The organism is Roseovarius pelagicus (assembly GCF_025639885.1).
Lineage (GTDB): Bacteria > Pseudomonadota > Alphaproteobacteria > Rhodobacterales > Rhodobacteraceae > Roseovarius > Roseovarius pelagicus.
Genome location: NZ_CP106738.1, coordinates 1,243,384 through 1,258,693, shown reverse-complemented (window position 1 = coordinate 1,258,693; position 15,310 = coordinate 1,243,384). Strand labels below are relative to the sequence as shown.

Genomic DNA, 15,310 nt, shown 5'->3' with positions numbered 1-15,310 from the left:
GACGCGAGAAGATGGCAAACAGCAAAAGAAAACTGTTCCAAAAACGCCGCCTGCGCGTTCGGAACAAACTTCGCAAGGTCAATGCAGGGCGCGTGCGCCTCAGCGTTCACCGCAGCAACAAGAATATCAGCGTTCAGCTGATCGACGATGTACAGGGCGTAACTCTGGCATCGGCCTCCACGCTCGAGAAAGATTTCGGCGTGGTCGGCAAGAACAACATCGAAGCGGCCACCAAAATCGGGACCGCCATCGCAGAGCGCGCCAAGAAAGCGGGCATCAGCGAGGCGTATTTCGACCGCGGCGGTTTCCTCTTTCACGGGCGGGTCAAGGCTGTGGCCGAAGCTGCGCGTGAAGGTGGTCTGAAGATCTAAGACAGCGTAGGCGGCCCGACCCGGGCCGCCTCGATGATCCGGGGGCGCATACGTGCTCACTGGGATCGAGTGTGACAGGGCAAATGCCCGCATGAGATAGGAAGCCAGATGGCAAGAGATGACAACCGTGGGGGCGGCCGCCGCAATCAACGCGACGAGACCCCTGAATTCGCCGATCGCCTGGTCGCGATCAACCGCGTCAGCAAAACTGTCAAGGGTGGTAAGCGTTTCGGCTTTGCAGCACTTGTCGTTGTCGGCGACCAGAAAGGCCGCGTCGGCTTTGGCAAAGGTAAGGCCAAGGAGGTCCCCGAGGCCATCCGTAAAGCCACCGAGCAAGCCAAGCGCCAGATGATCCGTGTGCCGCTGCGCGAAGGCCGCACGCTGCACCATGACATGGAAGGTCGCCACGGCGCCGGCAAGGTCATCATGCGGACAGCCCCACAAGGTACCGGGATCATCGCCGGTGGTCCAATGCGTGCCGTGTTTGAAATGCTGGGTATTCAGGACGTTGTTGCCAAATCGAACGGCAGCCAAAACCCCTACAACATGATCCGTGCGACCATTGATGGTCTGCGCAAGGAATCGAGCCCCCGTATGGTCGCGCAACGTCGCGGCAAGAAAGTGGCCGACATCCTGGCTAAAGAAGACGCACCCAAAGTCAGCGGCGAGCAAGCCCCTGCGGTTCAGGAGGGTTAAGACATGGCCAAGACAATCGTTGTCAAACAGGTGGGTTCGCCCATCCGTCGCCCCGCCAGCCAGCGTGCCACGCTGATCGGTCTGGGCCTCAACAAAATGCACCGCACGCGCGAACTGGAGGACACTCCTTCGATCCGCGGCATGGTGAACAAGGTCTCGCACATGGTCGAGATCATCGAAGAAAAAGGCTGATGGTGTGCCGGGCTGAAGCCCGGCCTACCCAGATTTGATGCGCCCGGGTCAGCAATGGCCGGGGCGTTTTGCTGTTCAATGGCAGTGCAGTGGTTTTGAACCGGCATGGCAACATTGCCCCGGAGGAGAGCTTTTGCGGCAACCGCCGCTATGCGCTATCTCCGCCAAAACCACTTCTGCCTGTATGGCCTTACTGTCTGCTTCAGCGAACACTGATCCTGTCATCGAAAGAGCGAGCACGCTTGCAGAAACAACAAGTTTAATCATCGCGAATTACCCCCTTGATCGAATGGCCTTCAAAAAAGGTCCATTAACTAAGGTTAACGATTGAGTTGACGTAGGGGAAGATCCTCGTTGCCCTGATCTTCATGTGCTTTGTTTAGAGGGAATGGGCCCAATCGTCTGGCCAATCAACGCACACCCCAGCGTTTCTCGCAACGCTTCCGCCAGTTCATCCACCGTTTCGGTCGAAACAAACATCCCACCCGTCTGGTCGGCCAGACATTTCGCGACGGTCTTGCCTTCGGTATAACTCTTTGCCTCGGGGCTGTCCCAGCTGAAGAAATCCACCACCACCCGGAAGCCGATCACATGCACGGTCAGATCGCGTGCTTCGGCTGCAAGCGCGCGGCTGAGCGCGCAGGGCCGCCCGCCGCAGGTCTCGTTTCCGTCTGTCACCAGCACCACGATGCCGGGGCGGGTGCGATAGTGCAGCACCTTGGCGGCGGCGCGGACCGCGTTGGTTAACGGGGTCAGGCCGAGTGGTTCCAGTTGATCGAGCGCATCAACAATCGGGGTTGCGGCATCTGCCACAGGTTCAAAATGCAAATTGATCCGGTCGCAGGCCGGACCCGGACCCGGCCCATAGATAAGCAGACCCACGCGTCGAAAAGGGGCAATTTGCGGCATGGCGCGACGCACAGCGCGGCGAGCGTCATCAATACGGGTGGGCACTGTCAGGTCGAAATCCAATTCGGCCATCGACGCGGACCCGTCAAAAACCAACATCGCGTCGGTTGCGCAACTCGCGGCACCGTGCGCTCGAGGAGGAGCGGTGGCGAACGAAGCGAAGGCGGCGGTGACGAGCATCAGGGACGTTCTCATCGCACCAGATTGCCACTAGACTGTTTGTGAAATCAACGAAAGGCCGCGCAGATGCTGGTGAAAACCTTGGATGATGTCCTGAATACCCCCGATCATGTCACTGGCGATGCGTTCGAAAGCCGTCGCATTCTGCTGGCGCGCGATCGCTTGGGCTATTCATTTCACGATACGCGGGTGTTGGCAGGCAGCACACAGCGACTGGAATACAAGAACCACATTGAGGCGAATTACTGTATCGAGGGGCAGGGCGAAGTCGAAGAGGTGGCCACCGGGCGCACATGGCCGCTGCGCCCCGGTACGATGTACGTGCTGGACCGCCATGATGCACATATCATCCGCGCCGAGACGGATCTGCGCCTGTTATGTGTGTTCACTCCTGCGCTGACGGGCGAGGAGACACATGATGCGGATGGTAGCTATTCGGCGTCCACGTGAACCGCGTACGATCTACAGCTTTGCGCAAAACAACTCTTTTGCGTTCTTGATGTGCCGGTTCACCATGCGTTTTTGCAGGATGTTGTTTGGAATAGCGCGCACCGGCGTTGCCGTATGACTGGCGGCGAGGGCGTCAGGAAAGAGGGTCGCGAATTCGGCCCATGCAGCGGGATGAAGGGTGTTGCGCGCCTCGGGGCATATCAAAAAGCTCTCGGTCGGCGTGGCTTCTGCGAAAATGACCTCGTGATTTTCAAAAATAAGGTGGAAATACTCGACACTGTCAAACGAGGTATCGACGTAAATCCCCGGCAGTCTGGTGAGCCGGATCGACGCGATCAGCACTGACGACGAGCCGAACATGCGCTTAACAATGGTGGATTGTGCGACCATGCGATGCTGGCGCGACACAACCAGATCTCTTGCCGGTACTCCTGATCCCAGTGCTTTTGCCGTGATCCTTACCGGGTATAGCTTTGGATTTTTCTCTAGCTCTTTTTTCCCAACGGTGCGGCTTATCACCATTTTCAGTTCCTGAAAGCCGTTGTCTTGCGTCAGCACATACGCGCCGGATTTGAGCGTCTCAATGGGCAAGGCGCCCTGATCTGTTGTGATCATTGTTCCACGGGTGAAACAGGTAACGCCCGATGGTTTTAGATCGCCCGCATCCTTTACCGTGTCGATGTCAGTTTTCCATTCCAGATCACCGAGCAGTCCACCGGCGTCGAGATCAGAGAAATCAATCGTCATCGTTGTAAAGAGGTCACCAGCCGGCGGGCTTCCGGCCAGATTGACGATTCCGGAATACGTTACCGAAATGTCGCCGGGAAGGTCGGCGTATGCCGGGGTTACTTCGAACGGAAAGCCAATCTTAGAGGTCGGAGTGGAGCCGCCGCTCGGGTCATCGTCCTCGGTGACTGTGGTGTCGAAAACGGAATCGGCAGGCTGAATGTCAAAGCGTAGCGAGGTCAACAGCTTGGTCGTTTTTAGCACGTGCGAACTGTTACCATAGGACATGTTGATGTCCGTGCCGATCACACCGCCATTCGTGTAGGGGTCAAAGGCTTGCCAGATTAGCGTTTCGGTGGTTCCGTCGGCATATGTGGCGGTGATCTGAGACCCCTCCAGATCGACCCCGCGTGTGGTCGTGTCGGCACGAATACCGTTGACGGTTTCATGTGGGTTGGTCTCAAGCCTGACAATATCAATATCGGGCAAAGCTCAAACCTCTCATTGCGATATGCGGCCTCAGGTACTTGTTGCGCCGGTGCCGGTTCTTAGTGTTGCTGTCGTAAGCGCCCTTCGATGCGGCTCGCGGCATAAGGGCGACCAGTTGTACCGCGTTTTACGGATCGATTGGTTTTGGGCATGACGAAGGCATGGCATTTGTAAGACAATGCGGGCAGATGTGATTTCCGAGGCAGTTTGCATCCGGACTGCTGAATGGGCGTTGCCGGGCTTTTCGATGAGGTTGGCTAAATCCTCCTCTTGATCGCCCCTCGTATCCCGTCTATACGCGCCCGGTGGCGCACATGTGCCATGATAACCAACACGCAAAGCCGCGTTCGGCCGCTCCCGTCGCTGGGGGCCGCATCCGGCAAAGGAGAAGCGACATGAAACTGCATGAACTGCGCGATAACGACGGCGCAACCCAAAAACGCAAACGCATTGGCCGTGGTCCGGGCTCTGGCATGGGCAAAACCGGTGGCCGGGGTATCAAAGGTCAGAAATCCCGCTCGGGTGTTGCGATCGCCGGGTACGAGGGTGGCCAGATGCCGCTCTATCAACGTCTGCCAAAGCGTGGCTTTACCAAGCCAAACCGCAAGAAATACGCAGTCGTCAACCTGGGCCTGATCCAGAAATTCATCGACGACAAGAAACTGGACGCCAAAGCCGCCATCACCGAAGATGCGCTGCTGGCCGCTGGTCTGGTCCGCCGCAAGCTGGACGGTGTTCGCATCCTCGCCAAAGGCGACATCAGTGCCAAAGTCACGCTGGAAGTGACCGGTGCATCGAAGTCCGCAATCGACGCGGTCGAGAAGGCCGGTGGCAAACTGACGGTCACAGCTGCGACAGCGGCTGAATAAGTGGTTGTGAGCGGCCCGCGCGCCGCTTACATAACCTCTAGTTTTTCAAACACGCCGCCGGCTCGCTGAGAAACAGCGGCCCGGCGGCGTTGTCATTATCGAGAAGAGAGCCGAATGGTATCCGCAGCAGAACAAATGGCCGCCAACACCAGCTGGTCCGCGTTGGGCAAGGCCACTGACCTTCGCAAACGTATCCTTTTCACGCTCGGTCTGCTGATCGTTTACCGGCTGGGGACGTTCATCCCGGTGCCGGGTATCGATGGTGCGGCGCTGCGTGAATTCATGGATGGCGCGGCGGCAAGCATTGGCGGCATGTTGTCGATGTTTACCGGTGGTGCGCTGGGGCGGATGGGCATCTTTGCTCTTGGCATCATGCCGTATATTTCGGCTTCGATCATCGTCCAGTTGATGACGTCGATGGTACCTGCGCTGGAACAGCTGAAAAAAGAAGGCGAGCAGGGCCGTAAGAAGATCAACCAGTATACCCGTTACGGCACGGTCTTTCTGGCGACGCTGCAATCCTACGGTCTGGCGGTCAGCCTGCAGTCGGGCGATCTGGTGACGACCCCCGGCGGGTTCTTCCTCGCGTCGTGCATGATTACGCTGGTCGGCGGCACCATGTTCCTGATGTGGCTGGGTGAGCAGATCACCGCGCGCGGCATCGGTAACGGTATTTCACTGATCATCTTTGTCGGCATCATCGCCGAAGTGCCTGCAGCGTTGGCGCAGTTCTTTGCCTCTGGCCGGTCGGGCGCAATCAGCCCTGCGGTGATCATCGGTGTGATGGTCATGGTGATCGGCGTGATCGCATTCGTGGTGTTCATGGAGCGGTCCCTGCGCAAGATTCACATCCAGTATCCGCGCCGTCAGGTCGGCATGAAGGTGTATGATGGTGGCTCGTCACACCTGCCGGTCAAGGTGAACCCAGCGGGCGTTATCCCGGCAATCTTTGCCAGTTCACTGTTGTTGCTGCCTGTCACGGTCAGCACGTTCTCGGGGCAGGGCAATTCGACCAGCCCGATCATGTCGACGATCCTCGCCTACTTTGGCCCCGGTCAGCCGCTCTATCTGCTGTTCTTTGCGCTGATGATCGTGTTCTTTGCCTATTTCTATACCTACAACGTGGCGTTCAAGACGGATGAAGTCGCCGACAATCTGAAGAACCAGAACGGTTTTGTTCCCGGTATCCGTCCGGGCAAGAAAACGGCCGAGTATCTGGACTATGTTGTGACGCGTATTCTTGTGCTTGGTTCCGGTTACCTTGCGGCAGTTTGTCTCCTTCCAGAGATTCTGCGTTCCCAATTCGCTATTCCCTTCTATTTTGGCGGCACCTCGGTCCTGATCGTGGTGTCAGTCACGATGGATACGATCCAGCAGGTGCAAAGCCATCTTCTGGCGCATCAGTATGAAGGGCTGATCGAGAAATCGCAGTTGAGCGGCAAAGGGAAACGCCGCGCTCGCAGAAAAGGGGCAGCACGCCGATGAACATTATCCTTCTTGGGCCGCCGGGCGCCGGCAAAGGCACGCAAGCACATATTCTGGTTTCAGAGCGGGGCATGATCCAGCTCAGCACCGGCGACATGCTGCGCGAGGCCAAGGACTCCGGCACCGAGATGGGTAAGATCGTGGCAGACGTGATGGCCCGAGGCGATCTGGTGACAGACGAGATCGTGATCGGCCTGATCCGTGAGAAGCTGGAAGGCGAGAAGGGCGGCGGGTTCATCTTTGACGGCTTCCCGCGCACGCTTGCTCAGGCAGACGCGCTTGGGGCGTTGCTGGCAGAAAGTGGCGAAACGCTGGATGCTGTCGTGGAAATGCGCGTTGATGACGATGCGCTGGTCAGCCGGATCACCGCGCGGTCAACTTGTGGCAATTGCGGCAATGTCTATAATGACATTACCAAACCCTGGCCCGCGGATGGCAAATGCGAGAATTGCGGCAGCACGGATGTCAAGCGTCGTGCCGACGACAATGAAGAAGCGTTGCGCAACCGGCTGATGGAATATTACAAGAAAACCTCGCCGCTGATTGGCTATTACTACGCCAAGGACATGTTGAAATCTGTCGATGGTCTGGGTGAGATCGACGAGGTCAAAGCCGCGATCGCCAAGGTTCTGGACTAACCCAAGCCGCGTTTCCCGCACCGCCGCAGGGCCAACTAATTTTTAGTCCCTCTTGCGGCGGGCGTCTCCCATGTTGAATTTTGGATTGCGGCCATGCAACCATGGCTAATCTGAAGCTCGGGGAGTGTGGACCATGAAGATCGTAACTGTTCTGCCGTCCGTGGCTGTCGGGATATTCGTTGGGTTGTCGATACCGGCCAGCGCAGAATTCTTTTACATATCGGATGAGGGGCTGTGTGACGCGCCGGGCGAAGAGCACGAGATGCAACACACGATTTTTCTGACGTCTCACGAAATGAGCAACCATTTCTTTGGGTGCAACTGGCCGCAGAACATCGGCGCGGTACTGGCGAATGAAGGCAGTGCTGTTGTCGCGGCGAGTTGTCAGAATGGCACTGGCATGTGGCAGGCCGAATTCGAATTTGCGCCCCAGACTGACGGTTATCTGGCGGTATTTCAGAATGGTGGCGGGATCAGCCCGGTCAAGTTCTATCATTGTCCGTCTGTCGAAGAGGAAAGCGAATGAGACGATTTGCGCTGACTGTCATCTTGTCGGGACTGGCGGGCACGGTGGTGGCCGACGAGCAGACGCTGACCTCGCGCCCGGACCTGTGCAAGGCCGATTATGCGATCCAGGAACTGGAAGATGTTACCATGCTGGATGCCACCACGGTTGGTGATCACTACATCCGCTGTAAATGGGAACCGCCACTAGACCTGACCAAGGAGCGGCCAGCGGAGCAAAAGCGTATAGCCGTGTGTATGGATGGCGTTGGAGAGTGGTCGGTCGATGTGGTGTTCGAACAGGCGCCGGAAGGCGGGATCAGGTTGACGACAGAGGATAAGCGTCTGCCCCGCAAAACCTATGGCCCATGCCCTGATGGCCATAACAGGCCAACGGGTGGCAGCGAGCGCGCGTTCAAGCTCAAGCCGCAGGCAGGTGCCTCAGCAGATTGACGACCGGTCGAGTGAGGGGCTCAGAGGAAATCGGACAGGAGAAACTACGATGTTCCATCGTTTCTGCATTATCTTGATAAGTATCCTGACAATCCCGGCGTTGGCCGAAACAGCGGCGGATGTCGAAGCCTTCTACCTTTCCGACCCTGATTTCTGCGACGCCGATGAGGGCGATATCGAGGATAACAGCATAATACGCCTAACAAGCACCGGCCTTGCGACCCATGAGTTCAGTTGCGAGTGGCCATTGGAGGCAGGCAAGGCAATCCTGCGTGGAGAACAGTCGGTTTTAACGACGGCCCAGTGCGGGACAGCGACCAGCCGCTGGCAAGCCGAGTTAGAGATTGTGCAGTGGAACGCCAACACCGTCAGGGTATTTCAGAACAGCGGTGGTATTTCCCCGGTTCGGTTCTACCGTTGCGGTGAATGATGCTTAGGGGCATTATCTGTCTTGCAGAGATTAGGAGTGACCCATGCGATTGATCCTGACAACGTTTATGTCACTGGCGATGGTGGCCCCGTTACAGGCCCAGAATGTTGACTTTGTCACCGATGCTAAACTCTGCCCGTTGGAGTTGATTGACAGGCAAGAACAAGGCATGAGTTTCGATGGCCAGGATTTCTGGGAGATCGAGTATCATTGCGCGCTGAAAGAGCCGCTGCCAGTCGGCAATCTGGGACTCGAGATTACACATGTCAGCGCCGGTTATTGCGAAGAGCCGGGGTTTGTTTATCCCACGGTTTTCGTCATTCGCGCCTTCCCCGAGGAACCCGATGTTCTTCGGGTTTATCAGGGCGACACGGGTGAGCCGACACTATACCACGCCTGTGGATGAGCGGGGCGTGACGCCCCTTTCGGGGGAGGGGTTGACGCCCCCGTGAATTACCCCTAACCAGCACCATCTCGACCGAGAAAATGATTCCCTCTGGCCTGTCTGGAATCGGAATCGATCACCTGAATTCAGCTGCGGCCCGGAGCGGACACGCCTCGGGCTTATGTTGTGAAAAAAGGGTCTGGCATTACGGACCCGCAACGAAAAGGAAATGACACTTGGCACGTATCGCCGGCGTTAACATCCCGACGCATAAACGCGTCCCGATCGCCCTGACCTACATCACCGGAATTGGCCACTCGACGGCCAAGGACATCTGTGCAGCCGTCAACATCGACGCATCCCGTCGCGTTAACGAGCTGAGCGACGCCGAGTTGCTGGCAGTTCGTGAGCACATCGATGCGAACCTGACCGTCGAAGGCGACCTGCGCCGTGAGACCCAGATGAACATCAAGCGTCTGATGGACCTCGGCTGCTACCGTGGCCTGCGCCACCGTCGTAACCTGCCGGTGCGCGGTCAGCGGACCCACACCAATGCCCGCACCCGCAAAGGCCCCGCACGGGCCATTGCTGGCAAGAAGAAATAAGGGAGGGCAGCAGATATGGCACGCGATACCCGCCGCACGAAGAAAAAGGTTTCCAAGAACATCGCCACTGGCGTTGCGCATGTGAACTCTTCGTTCAACAACACAAAAATCCTGATCTCCGACGTGCAGGGCAATGCGATCGCATGGTCGTCCGCCGGTACGATGGGCTTCAAAGGTAGCCGGAAATCTACGCCCTATGCGGCGCAGATGGCTGCCGAAGATGCTGGCCGCAAGGCACAGGAACATGGCATGCGCACGCTGGAAGTTGAAGTGCAGGGCCCCGGTTCCGGTCGTGAAAGCGCGTTGCGCGCTCTGGCCGCAGTCGGGTTCAACATCACTTCGATCCGCGATGTGACGCCGATCGCCCACAATGGTTGCCGCCCGCCGAAACGCCGCCGGGTTTGATCCACTGATTTATCGGTTGGGGCCGCGTGTTTTGCACGGCCCCATTCCGTCATTTTAAACCTCGGGCGCTCTGGCCTTCGGACATGAGGACAGGGCAGGAATGGAGGGACACATGATCCACAAGAACTGGGCTGAACTGATCAAGCCGACACAGCTGGACGTAAAGCCGGGCAATGACCCGCTGCGTCAGGCAACCGTCACGGCCGAACCGCTGGAACGCGGCTTTGGTCTGACACTGGGCAACGCGCTGCGCCGCGTGCTGATTTCATCGCTGCAAGGTGCCGCGATCACATCCGTACAAATCGACAACGTATTGCACGAGTTTTCGTCCGTCGCGGGCGTACGTGAAGACGTGACCGACATGGTGCTGAACCTCAAGGGTGTCGCGCTGCGCATGGAAGTCGAAGGGCCGAAACGCCTGTCGGTTTCCGCAAAAGGCCCCGGTGTCGTCACCGCTGGTGACATCAGCGATAGTGCAGGTATCGAGGTTCTGAACCGCGATCATGTGATCTGTCACCTCGATGACGGTGCGGACCTGTTTATGGAACTGACCGTCAACACCGGCAAAGGCTATGTCGCCGCAGACAAGAACAAGCCCGAGGATGCGCCGATCGGCATGATCCCGGTCGATGCGATCTATTCGCCGATCCGTCGCGTTAGCTATGATGTGCAGCCCACCCGCGAGGGCCAAGTGCTGGATTATGACAAGCTGACGATGAAAATCGAAACCGATGGCTCGATCACGCCGGATGATGCCGTGGCCTATGCTGCGCGCATCCTGCAGGATCAACTGAGCATCTTTGTTAACTTTGAAGAGCCCGAAGCGGCTGGCCGTCAGGACGAAGATGATGGTCTGGAGTTCAATCCGCTGTTGCTCAAGAAAGTTGACGAGCTGGAGCTGAGTGTCCGTTCCGCCAACTGCCTGAAGAACGACAATATCGTTTATATCGGTGACCTGATTCAAAAGACCGAAGCAGAGATGCTGCGCACGCCGAACTTTGGCCGCAAGTCCTTGAACGAGATCAAGGAAGTCCTGTCCGGTATGGGACTGCACCTTGGCATGGATGTCGAGGATTGGCCGCCGGACAATATCGAGGATCTGGCCAAGAAGTTCGAAGACCAGTTCTGAAGGGGTGGCGGGCTGAAGCCCGCCCTACCTACGCTGTAGGCCGGGCTTCAGCCCGGCACACAGAAAAACACGATCAAGACCGGGCATTCGCCCCAAGGAGAGTGGCCTGACACGCATCATGCCGCCGGACAAAGCAAAACATAGTTATGGAGTAAGAAAATGCGTCACGCACGAGGATACCGCCGCCTGAACCGCACCCATGAGCACCGCAAGGCGCTGTGGGCGAACATGGCCGGCTCGCTCATCGAACATGAGCAAATCAAGACCACCCTGCCCAAGGCCAAGGAACTGCGCCGCATCATCGAAAAGATGATCACGTTGGGCAAACGTGGCGATCTGCACGCCCGCCGTCAGGCCGCCAGCCAGTTGAAGCAGGATCAATACGTTACCAAGCTGTTTGACGTGCTTGGCCCGCGCTACAAAGAGCGTAACGGCGGTTATGTCCGCGTGCTTAAGGCAGGCTTCCGCTATGGCGACATGGCGCCGATGGCGATCATCGAATTCGTTGACCGCGATGTGGATGCCAAGGGCGCCGGTGACCGCGCGCGCGTCGCCGCCGAACAAGCGGACGCTGGCGAAGAATAAGCCGTACCGCTCGACCAAATTTAAAAGCCGCCGTTGGACGAACCAACGGCGGCTTTTCGTTTTGCGCTTGTGCGAAATGACTGCGCCGCTCAGGCCGCATCCATTTCCTTTTTGACAAGTTTTTCGATCTCGTCGACCGGGTGATTGGTCAGCGTCTTGGGAATATCCATCACCAGCTTTGCCAGCACTTCGGCATGCAATTCGTCGCGCAATACGCCCAACACATGCGGCGCGGCCACTAACACCAAGCGATCAAAGGCACCTTTGTGCGCCTCGCTATACAACTTGTCTGCTAAATCTTTGGCAAAGCGGTCCTTTGCCAACTCGTGCCAATCAGTGTCATCCAATGCAGACCGTTGACCGACGCCGGTATCGGGCATGCGACCGGGCCGATTGGCAGACTGTTCCTTGTCGGATGGATTGTTCTGACTTTCTTCGTCCGTCACTTCGAGGTTGGGATTGGCGTGATCGGTCAGATTGCGCAGGAACAATGCTTTCTCGCTGTCTGCGACGACGACCAACGTATCATTCTTTAACCGTACCATATCAGTCCTCCTCGCCGGTACCGTGATGGCCACCCAGATTACCTTGGCCCTTTTCATCCGATTTCCGCACGCGGGTGACACCGGGACGATCCCCTTTGGCGCGGTTCAGCGCCGCGCGTGTCCCCACATCGCGTTCCAGATTACCGCCAGCGCGGCCTTGCTGCGTTGGTGTCTTTTCGTCCTGAACAATCGTTTCGGTTTCGCGTTTGCCGTCCTTAGATCTCTGACGATCTGCCATTGGGTATCTTCCTTTCGATATTATCCGCCTTTGAAGAGACAACGATGCAGCAGGCAGCAGAGTTCCGAAGTGCGTGGGCATTCTCTGGTTTGTTACCGGTCTCGTAGGGATGTCATGCGATGGACCTGTGGTTGCAATCAGTCGCAGTCGGGCGCATATCCGTGGAACGCAACGCCAGAAAACCAGAGGGATATGATGCTTCGGATCTTGGTTATCTTGATGATGGGGTTTGTGATGCCGGTTGCGGCGGATACCCGCGTACCGACCAGTGGCGCTGAAATTCAGCTCAGCTTTGTGCCCGTGGTTAAGGCCGCAGCACCTGCGGTGGTCAATATCTATGCGCGCCGGGTGATCGAGAGGACGCATAGCCCATTTGCGGATGATCCGTTCTTTGGCCAGCTCTTTCGCGATTTTGGCGGTCGCGGGCCACGGGTGGAAAATTCACTCGGATCAGGTGTGATCCTTGGCTCTGGCGGGATCGTTGTGTCGAATTACCACGTGGTCGGGCAGGCGACAGACATTCGTGTGGTGTTGAACGACCGACGAGAATTCTCTGCCCGCGTGCTGATGGGTGACGAGGAAAGCGATCTGGCCATCCTGCAGTTGGAGGGCGCGGAGGATATGCCTGCGCTACCGCTGCGAGACAGCGAAACCGTCGAGGTGGGCGAATTGGTATTGGCCATCGGCAACCCCTTTGGCGTGGGCCAGACGGTCAGCAGTGGCATTGTATCGGGATTGGCGCGTTCGGGGCTCGCCACCGGAAATGTGCGCGGGTATTTCATCCAGACCGATGCGCCGATCAATCCCGGTAACTCTGGAGGTGCATTGGTGGACATCGAGGGGCGGCTGATCGGCATCAACACCGCAATTCTCAGCCGGTCGGGGGGATCGAACGGGATAGGTTTTGCCATCCCGTCAGCACTGGTAAAGCAGTTCGTTGCACAAGCGGACGCGGGCAAAACGCATTTCGAACGGCCTTGGGCAGGGTTGACCGGCCAGCCGGTTACTGCGGACATGGCAGAGGGCTTGGGGCTGCTGCGGCCGGGCGGTATCATCATCTCGGACATACATCCTGCCAGTCCGTTCGTTACGCACGGGTTTGCCCCCGGTGACGTGATCTTGGCGGTCGGTGGCGAAGAGGTGAACACCCCTGCCGAGATGATTTATCGTATGTCCGTTGCCGGGCTGGGCGCAAGCGTGCAGGTGGCTGCACGTATCGGCGGCAAGGCGCAGACATTCGACATGATATTAGCCGCGGCACCCGAAACCCCGCCACGCGCATCGCTGGAAACCAGCGCCAAAGCTGCCGTGCCCGGTATGCAGGTGAGCAATATCAATCCCGGCGTTCTGGCCGAATACGACCTGCCATTGTCGGCAGCAGGGGTTCTGGTCGAGCGACCTGGTCAGGTCGGGCTGCGCGCGGGGCTGCGGCAGGGTGATCTGTTGCTGTCGGTCAATGGAACGCAGATCACCGACACCGCAAGCGCGAATGCAGCCCTTGAGGGCGCGCGACATCGCCTTGCATTGGAAATACAGCGAGGCACGCGGCGGATGATGCTGCGGTTCCGGCTCTGACCCATGGCTGATCTGTTTGATACCGGCGCGGCCACCCCGGCGACTGGTGGTCGGGACGCGCCACGCCCGCTGGCTGACCGACTGCGCCCGCAATCCTTGGGCGAAGTGATCGGTCAGGGGCAGGTTCTGGGCGACGACGCGCCGTTGGGTGTGATGCTGGCCTCCGGCAGCCTCGGTTCGCTGATCTTCTGGGGGCCGCCCGGCGTGGGCAAGACGACCATTGCCCGTCTGCTGGCAGATGAAACTGATCTGCATTTCATCCAGATCAGTGCAATTTTCACAGGTGTCCCTGACCTGAAAAAGGTGTTTGAGGCCGCCAAGCACCGGCGCGCAAACGGGCAGGGGACGTTGCTGTTCGTGGATGAAATCCACCGCTTTAACAAGGCCCAGCAGGACGGGTTTCTGCCGCACATGGAGGATGGCACCATCCTGTTGGTGGGGGCCACTACCGAGAATCCCAGTTTTGAATTGAACGCGGCCTTGTTGAGTCGATCGCAGGTTCTGGTGCTGACCCGGCTGGATCTGGGTGATCTGGAACGGCTGGCGCAACGGGCGGAAAAGGAGCTGGGGCGCGCTTTGCCGCTTGATGGTGCGGCGCGCGAAGCCCTGCTGGAGATGGCCGACGGTGACGGGCGCGCGCTGCTGAACCTGATCGAACAGGTGGCGGCCTGGAAGGTGGATGGCAAGCTGACCACCGACGCGCTCAGCACGCGGCTGATGCGCCGGGCGGCAAAATACGACAAATCAGGGGATGAACACTATAACCTGATCTCGGCGTTACATAAATCCGTGCGCGGTTCTGACCCTGATGCGGCACTTTATTGGCTGGCGCGTATGCTGACAGGGGGGAAGACCCGCGCTATCTGGCGCGGCGCATCACACGCATGGCCGTCGAGGATATCGGTCTGGCGGACACCCATGCGCATCGCGTCTGTCTCGACGCATGGGAAACCTATGAACGTCTGGGCAGCCCGGAGGGCGAATTGGCACTGGCGCAGGCGGTGACATATCTGGCCCTCGCACCGAAATCAAACGCCGCCTACATGGGGTACAAAGCAGCAATGCGCGCTGCTAAACAGACCGGGTCAGAACCACCGCCCAAGCATATCCTGAACGCGCCCACGAAGCTGATGAAGGACGAAGGCTATGGTGCGGATTATGCCTATGACCATGACGCCGAGGACGGGTTTTCGGGACAGAACTATTTCCCTGACGGCATGAAGCGACCGGTTCTCTATCAACCGGTCGAGCGGGGGTTCGAGCGCGAATTGAAAAAGCGGATCGATTACTTCTCAAAGCTGCGGCTGCGTCGGGATTGACTTTGGGCGCAACGGCCTATTGCTGTGCGCAAAGGTGATAATCCGTCCGTTCCGCAAGCTATTGATTTTAATTTGCTAAATTGGAAAGTTTTCGGAGAGGGCTGGAACCTTTGGTCATTTCATGTTCTCATT

At 58.0% G+C, this 15,310-nt stretch carries 20 protein-coding genes and 1 pseudogene; 17 read left to right on the top strand and 4 right to left on the bottom strand.

Annotated features, from left to right (window positions below; genetic code table 11):
• Window positions 1-11 precede the first annotated feature (11 nt).
• From rplR to rpmD, 3 genes are all read left to right on the top strand, one after another.
• Entirely contained in the window at window positions 12-371 is a 360-nt protein-coding gene (rplR, locus tag N7U68_RS07160; RefSeq protein ID WP_165196915.1) for a 50S ribosomal protein L18, read from the top strand.
• A gap of 108 nt (window positions 372-479) precedes the next feature.
• Window positions 480-1,067, top strand: a complete 588-nt coding sequence (rpsE, locus tag N7U68_RS07155; protein WP_165196917.1) for a 30S ribosomal protein S5 — start codon at window positions 480-482, stop codon at window positions 1,065-1,067.
• A 3-nt stretch (window positions 1,068-1,070) separates the two neighbouring features.
• Window positions 1,071-1,259 (top strand): 50S ribosomal protein L30, encoded by a 189-nt coding sequence (gene rpmD, locus N7U68_RS07150; RefSeq protein WP_165196919.1) that lies wholly within the window; start codon window positions 1,071-1,073, stop codon window positions 1,257-1,259.
• A gap of 366 nt (window positions 1,260-1,625) precedes the next feature.
• Here rpmD and N7U68_RS07145 read toward each other — a convergent pair whose 3' ends face one another.
• Window positions 1,626-2,267 (bottom strand): vWA domain-containing protein, encoded by a 642-nt coding sequence (locus N7U68_RS07145; RefSeq protein WP_263048697.1) that lies wholly within the window; start codon window positions 2,265-2,267, stop codon window positions 1,626-1,628.
• A 147-nt stretch (window positions 2,268-2,414) separates the two neighbouring features.
• Between N7U68_RS07145 and N7U68_RS07140 the strand changes: the two genes are divergently transcribed.
• Entirely contained in the window at window positions 2,415-2,798 is a 384-nt protein-coding gene (locus N7U68_RS07140; protein WP_263048696.1) for an ectoine synthase, read from the top strand.
• 12 nt (window positions 2,799-2,810) lie between these two features.
• Here the strand turns inward: N7U68_RS07140 and N7U68_RS07135 are convergent, their stop codons facing one another.
• Window positions 2,811-4,013, bottom strand: a complete 1,203-nt coding sequence (locus N7U68_RS07135) for a Hint domain-containing protein (RefSeq protein ID WP_263048695.1) — start codon at window positions 4,011-4,013, stop codon at window positions 2,811-2,813.
• A 395-nt stretch (window positions 4,014-4,408) separates the two neighbouring features.
• On the opposite strand from N7U68_RS07135, the gene rplO reads away from it, so the two are divergent.
• The 11 genes from rplO to rplQ all read left to right on the top strand — a co-directional run bounded on the left by rplO (window position 4,409) and on the right by rplQ (window position 11,501).
• The gene (gene rplO, locus N7U68_RS07130; protein WP_165196927.1) at window positions 4,409-4,882 is read left to right on the top strand and encodes a 50S ribosomal protein L15; all 474 of its coding nucleotides are present in this window, start codon (window positions 4,409-4,411) and stop codon (window positions 4,880-4,882) included.
• Between the two features lie 114 nt (window positions 4,883-4,996).
• The gene (secY, locus tag N7U68_RS07125; protein ID WP_165196929.1) at window positions 4,997-6,367 is read left to right on the top strand and encodes a preprotein translocase subunit SecY; all 1,371 of its coding nucleotides are present in this window, start codon (window positions 4,997-4,999) and stop codon (window positions 6,365-6,367) included.
• Window positions 6,364-7,005 carry an adenylate kinase gene (locus tag N7U68_RS07120; protein ID WP_165196931.1) on the top strand — a complete coding sequence of 214 codons (642 nt, stop codon included), beginning with the start codon at window positions 6,364-6,366 and terminating at the stop codon, window positions 7,003-7,005. The genes secY and N7U68_RS07120 overlap by 4 nt, the downstream gene beginning before the upstream one ends.
• A gap of 133 nt (window positions 7,006-7,138) precedes the next feature.
• Window positions 7,139-7,531, top strand: a complete 393-nt coding sequence (locus N7U68_RS07115) for a hypothetical protein (protein ID WP_263048694.1) — start codon at window positions 7,139-7,141, stop codon at window positions 7,529-7,531.
• Complete coding sequence (locus N7U68_RS07110) at window positions 7,528-7,962, top strand: hypothetical protein (protein WP_263048693.1); 435 nt, start codon at window positions 7,528-7,530, stop codon at window positions 7,960-7,962. The genes N7U68_RS07115 and N7U68_RS07110 overlap by 4 nt, the downstream gene beginning before the upstream one ends.
• A 49-nt stretch (window positions 7,963-8,011) precedes the next feature.
• Window positions 8,012-8,392, top strand: coding sequence for a hypothetical protein (locus N7U68_RS07105; protein WP_263048692.1), 381 nt, complete (start codon window positions 8,012-8,014; stop codon window positions 8,390-8,392).
• A 43-nt stretch (window positions 8,393-8,435) separates the two neighbouring features.
• Window positions 8,436-8,798, top strand: a complete 363-nt coding sequence (locus tag N7U68_RS07100; RefSeq protein ID WP_263048691.1) for a hypothetical protein — start codon at window positions 8,436-8,438, stop codon at window positions 8,796-8,798.
• A 215-nt stretch (window positions 8,799-9,013) separates the two neighbouring features.
• Window positions 9,014-9,382, top strand: a complete 369-nt coding sequence (gene rpsM, locus N7U68_RS07095) for a 30S ribosomal protein S13 (protein WP_165196941.1) — start codon at window positions 9,014-9,016, stop codon at window positions 9,380-9,382.
• A 15-nt stretch (window positions 9,383-9,397) separates the two neighbouring features.
• Window positions 9,398-9,787 (top strand): 30S ribosomal protein S11, encoded by a 390-nt coding sequence (rpsK, locus tag N7U68_RS07090; RefSeq protein WP_165196943.1) that lies wholly within the window; start codon window positions 9,398-9,400, stop codon window positions 9,785-9,787.
• A 112-nt stretch (window positions 9,788-9,899) separates the two neighbouring features.
• The gene (locus N7U68_RS07085; RefSeq protein ID WP_165196945.1) at window positions 9,900-10,916 is read left to right on the top strand and encodes a DNA-directed RNA polymerase subunit alpha; all 1,017 of its coding nucleotides are present in this window, start codon (window positions 9,900-9,902) and stop codon (window positions 10,914-10,916) included.
• A 159-nt stretch (window positions 10,917-11,075) separates the two neighbouring features.
• Window positions 11,076-11,501 (top strand): 50S ribosomal protein L17, encoded by a 426-nt coding sequence (gene rplQ, locus N7U68_RS07080; protein ID WP_165196947.1) that lies wholly within the window; start codon window positions 11,076-11,078, stop codon window positions 11,499-11,501.
• Window positions 11,502-11,590: 89 nt separating this feature from the next.
• On the opposite strand, the gene N7U68_RS07075 is transcribed toward rplQ, so the two are convergent.
• Both N7U68_RS07075 and N7U68_RS07070 read right to left on the bottom strand, forming a co-directional pair.
• The gene (locus tag N7U68_RS07075; protein ID WP_165196949.1) at window positions 11,591-12,046 is read right to left on the bottom strand and encodes a host attachment family protein; all 456 of its coding nucleotides are present in this window, start codon (window positions 12,044-12,046) and stop codon (window positions 11,591-11,593) included.
• 1 nt (window position 12,047) lies between these two features.
• Window positions 12,048-12,284 carry a hypothetical protein gene (locus N7U68_RS07070; protein ID WP_165196951.1) on the bottom strand — a complete coding sequence of 79 codons (237 nt, stop codon included), beginning with the start codon at window positions 12,282-12,284 and terminating at the stop codon, window positions 12,048-12,050.
• Between the two features lie 195 nt (window positions 12,285-12,479).
• Between N7U68_RS07070 and N7U68_RS07065 the strand changes: the two genes are divergently transcribed.
• Together N7U68_RS07065 and N7U68_RS07060 are read left to right on the top strand one after the other, a co-directional pair.
• Entirely contained in the window at window positions 12,480-13,859 is a 1,380-nt protein-coding gene (locus N7U68_RS07065; RefSeq protein WP_263048690.1) for a trypsin-like peptidase domain-containing protein, read from the top strand.
• Between the two features lie 3 nt (window positions 13,860-13,862).
• Window positions 13,863-15,178, top strand: a pseudogene (locus tag N7U68_RS07060) (replication-associated recombination protein A).
• Window positions 15,179-15,310: the final 132 nt, after the last annotated feature.

Bases quoted from the DNA above. Each gene is read 5' to 3' on its own strand.
- N7U68_RS07075 (WP_165196949.1), bottom strand. From the start codon at position 12,046: ATGGTACGGTTAAAGAATGATACGTTGGTCGTCGTCGCAGACAGCGAG.
- rpsE (WP_165196917.1), top strand. From the start codon at position 480: ATGGCAAGAGATGACAACCGTGGGGGCGGCCGCCGCAATCAACGCGAC.
- N7U68_RS07070 (WP_165196951.1), bottom strand. From the start codon at position 12,284: ATGGCAGATCGTCAGAGATCTAAGGACGGCAAACGCGAAACCGAAACG.
- N7U68_RS07100 (WP_263048691.1), top strand. From the start codon at position 8,436: ATGCGATTGATCCTGACAACGTTTATGTCACTGGCGATGGTGGCCCCG.
- N7U68_RS07145 (WP_263048697.1), bottom strand. From the start codon at position 2,267: ATGTTGGTTTTTGACGGGTCCGCGTCGATGGCCGAATTGGATTTCGAC.
- rplO (WP_165196927.1), top strand. From the start codon at position 4,409: ATGAAACTGCATGAACTGCGCGATAACGACGGCGCAACCCAAAAACGC.
- rplQ (WP_165196947.1), top strand. From the start codon at position 11,076: ATGCGTCACGCACGAGGATACCGCCGCCTGAACCGCACCCATGAGCAC.
- N7U68_RS07105 (WP_263048692.1), top strand. From the start codon at position 8,012: ATGTTCCATCGTTTCTGCATTATCTTGATAAGTATCCTGACAATCCCG.
- rpmD (WP_165196919.1), top strand. From the start codon at position 1,071: ATGGCCAAGACAATCGTTGTCAAACAGGTGGGTTCGCCCATCCGTCGC.
- rpsK (WP_165196943.1), top strand. From the start codon at position 9,398: ATGGCACGCGATACCCGCCGCACGAAGAAAAAGGTTTCCAAGAACATC.
- N7U68_RS07065 (WP_263048690.1), top strand. From the start codon at position 12,480: ATGCTTCGGATCTTGGTTATCTTGATGATGGGGTTTGTGATGCCGGTT.
- N7U68_RS07085 (WP_165196945.1), top strand. From the start codon at position 9,900: ATGATCCACAAGAACTGGGCTGAACTGATCAAGCCGACACAGCTGGAC.
- N7U68_RS07110 (WP_263048693.1), top strand. From the start codon at position 7,528: ATGAGACGATTTGCGCTGACTGTCATCTTGTCGGGACTGGCGGGCACG.
- rplR (WP_165196915.1), top strand. From the start codon at position 12: ATGGCAAACAGCAAAAGAAAACTGTTCCAAAAACGCCGCCTGCGCGTT.
- N7U68_RS07140 (WP_263048696.1), top strand. From the start codon at position 2,415: ATGCTGGTGAAAACCTTGGATGATGTCCTGAATACCCCCGATCATGTC.
- N7U68_RS07115 (WP_263048694.1), top strand. From the start codon at position 7,139: ATGAAGATCGTAACTGTTCTGCCGTCCGTGGCTGTCGGGATATTCGTT.
- secY (WP_165196929.1), top strand. From the start codon at position 4,997: ATGGTATCCGCAGCAGAACAAATGGCCGCCAACACCAGCTGGTCCGCG.
- N7U68_RS07120 (WP_165196931.1), top strand. From the start codon at position 6,364: ATGAACATTATCCTTCTTGGGCCGCCGGGCGCCGGCAAAGGCACGCAA.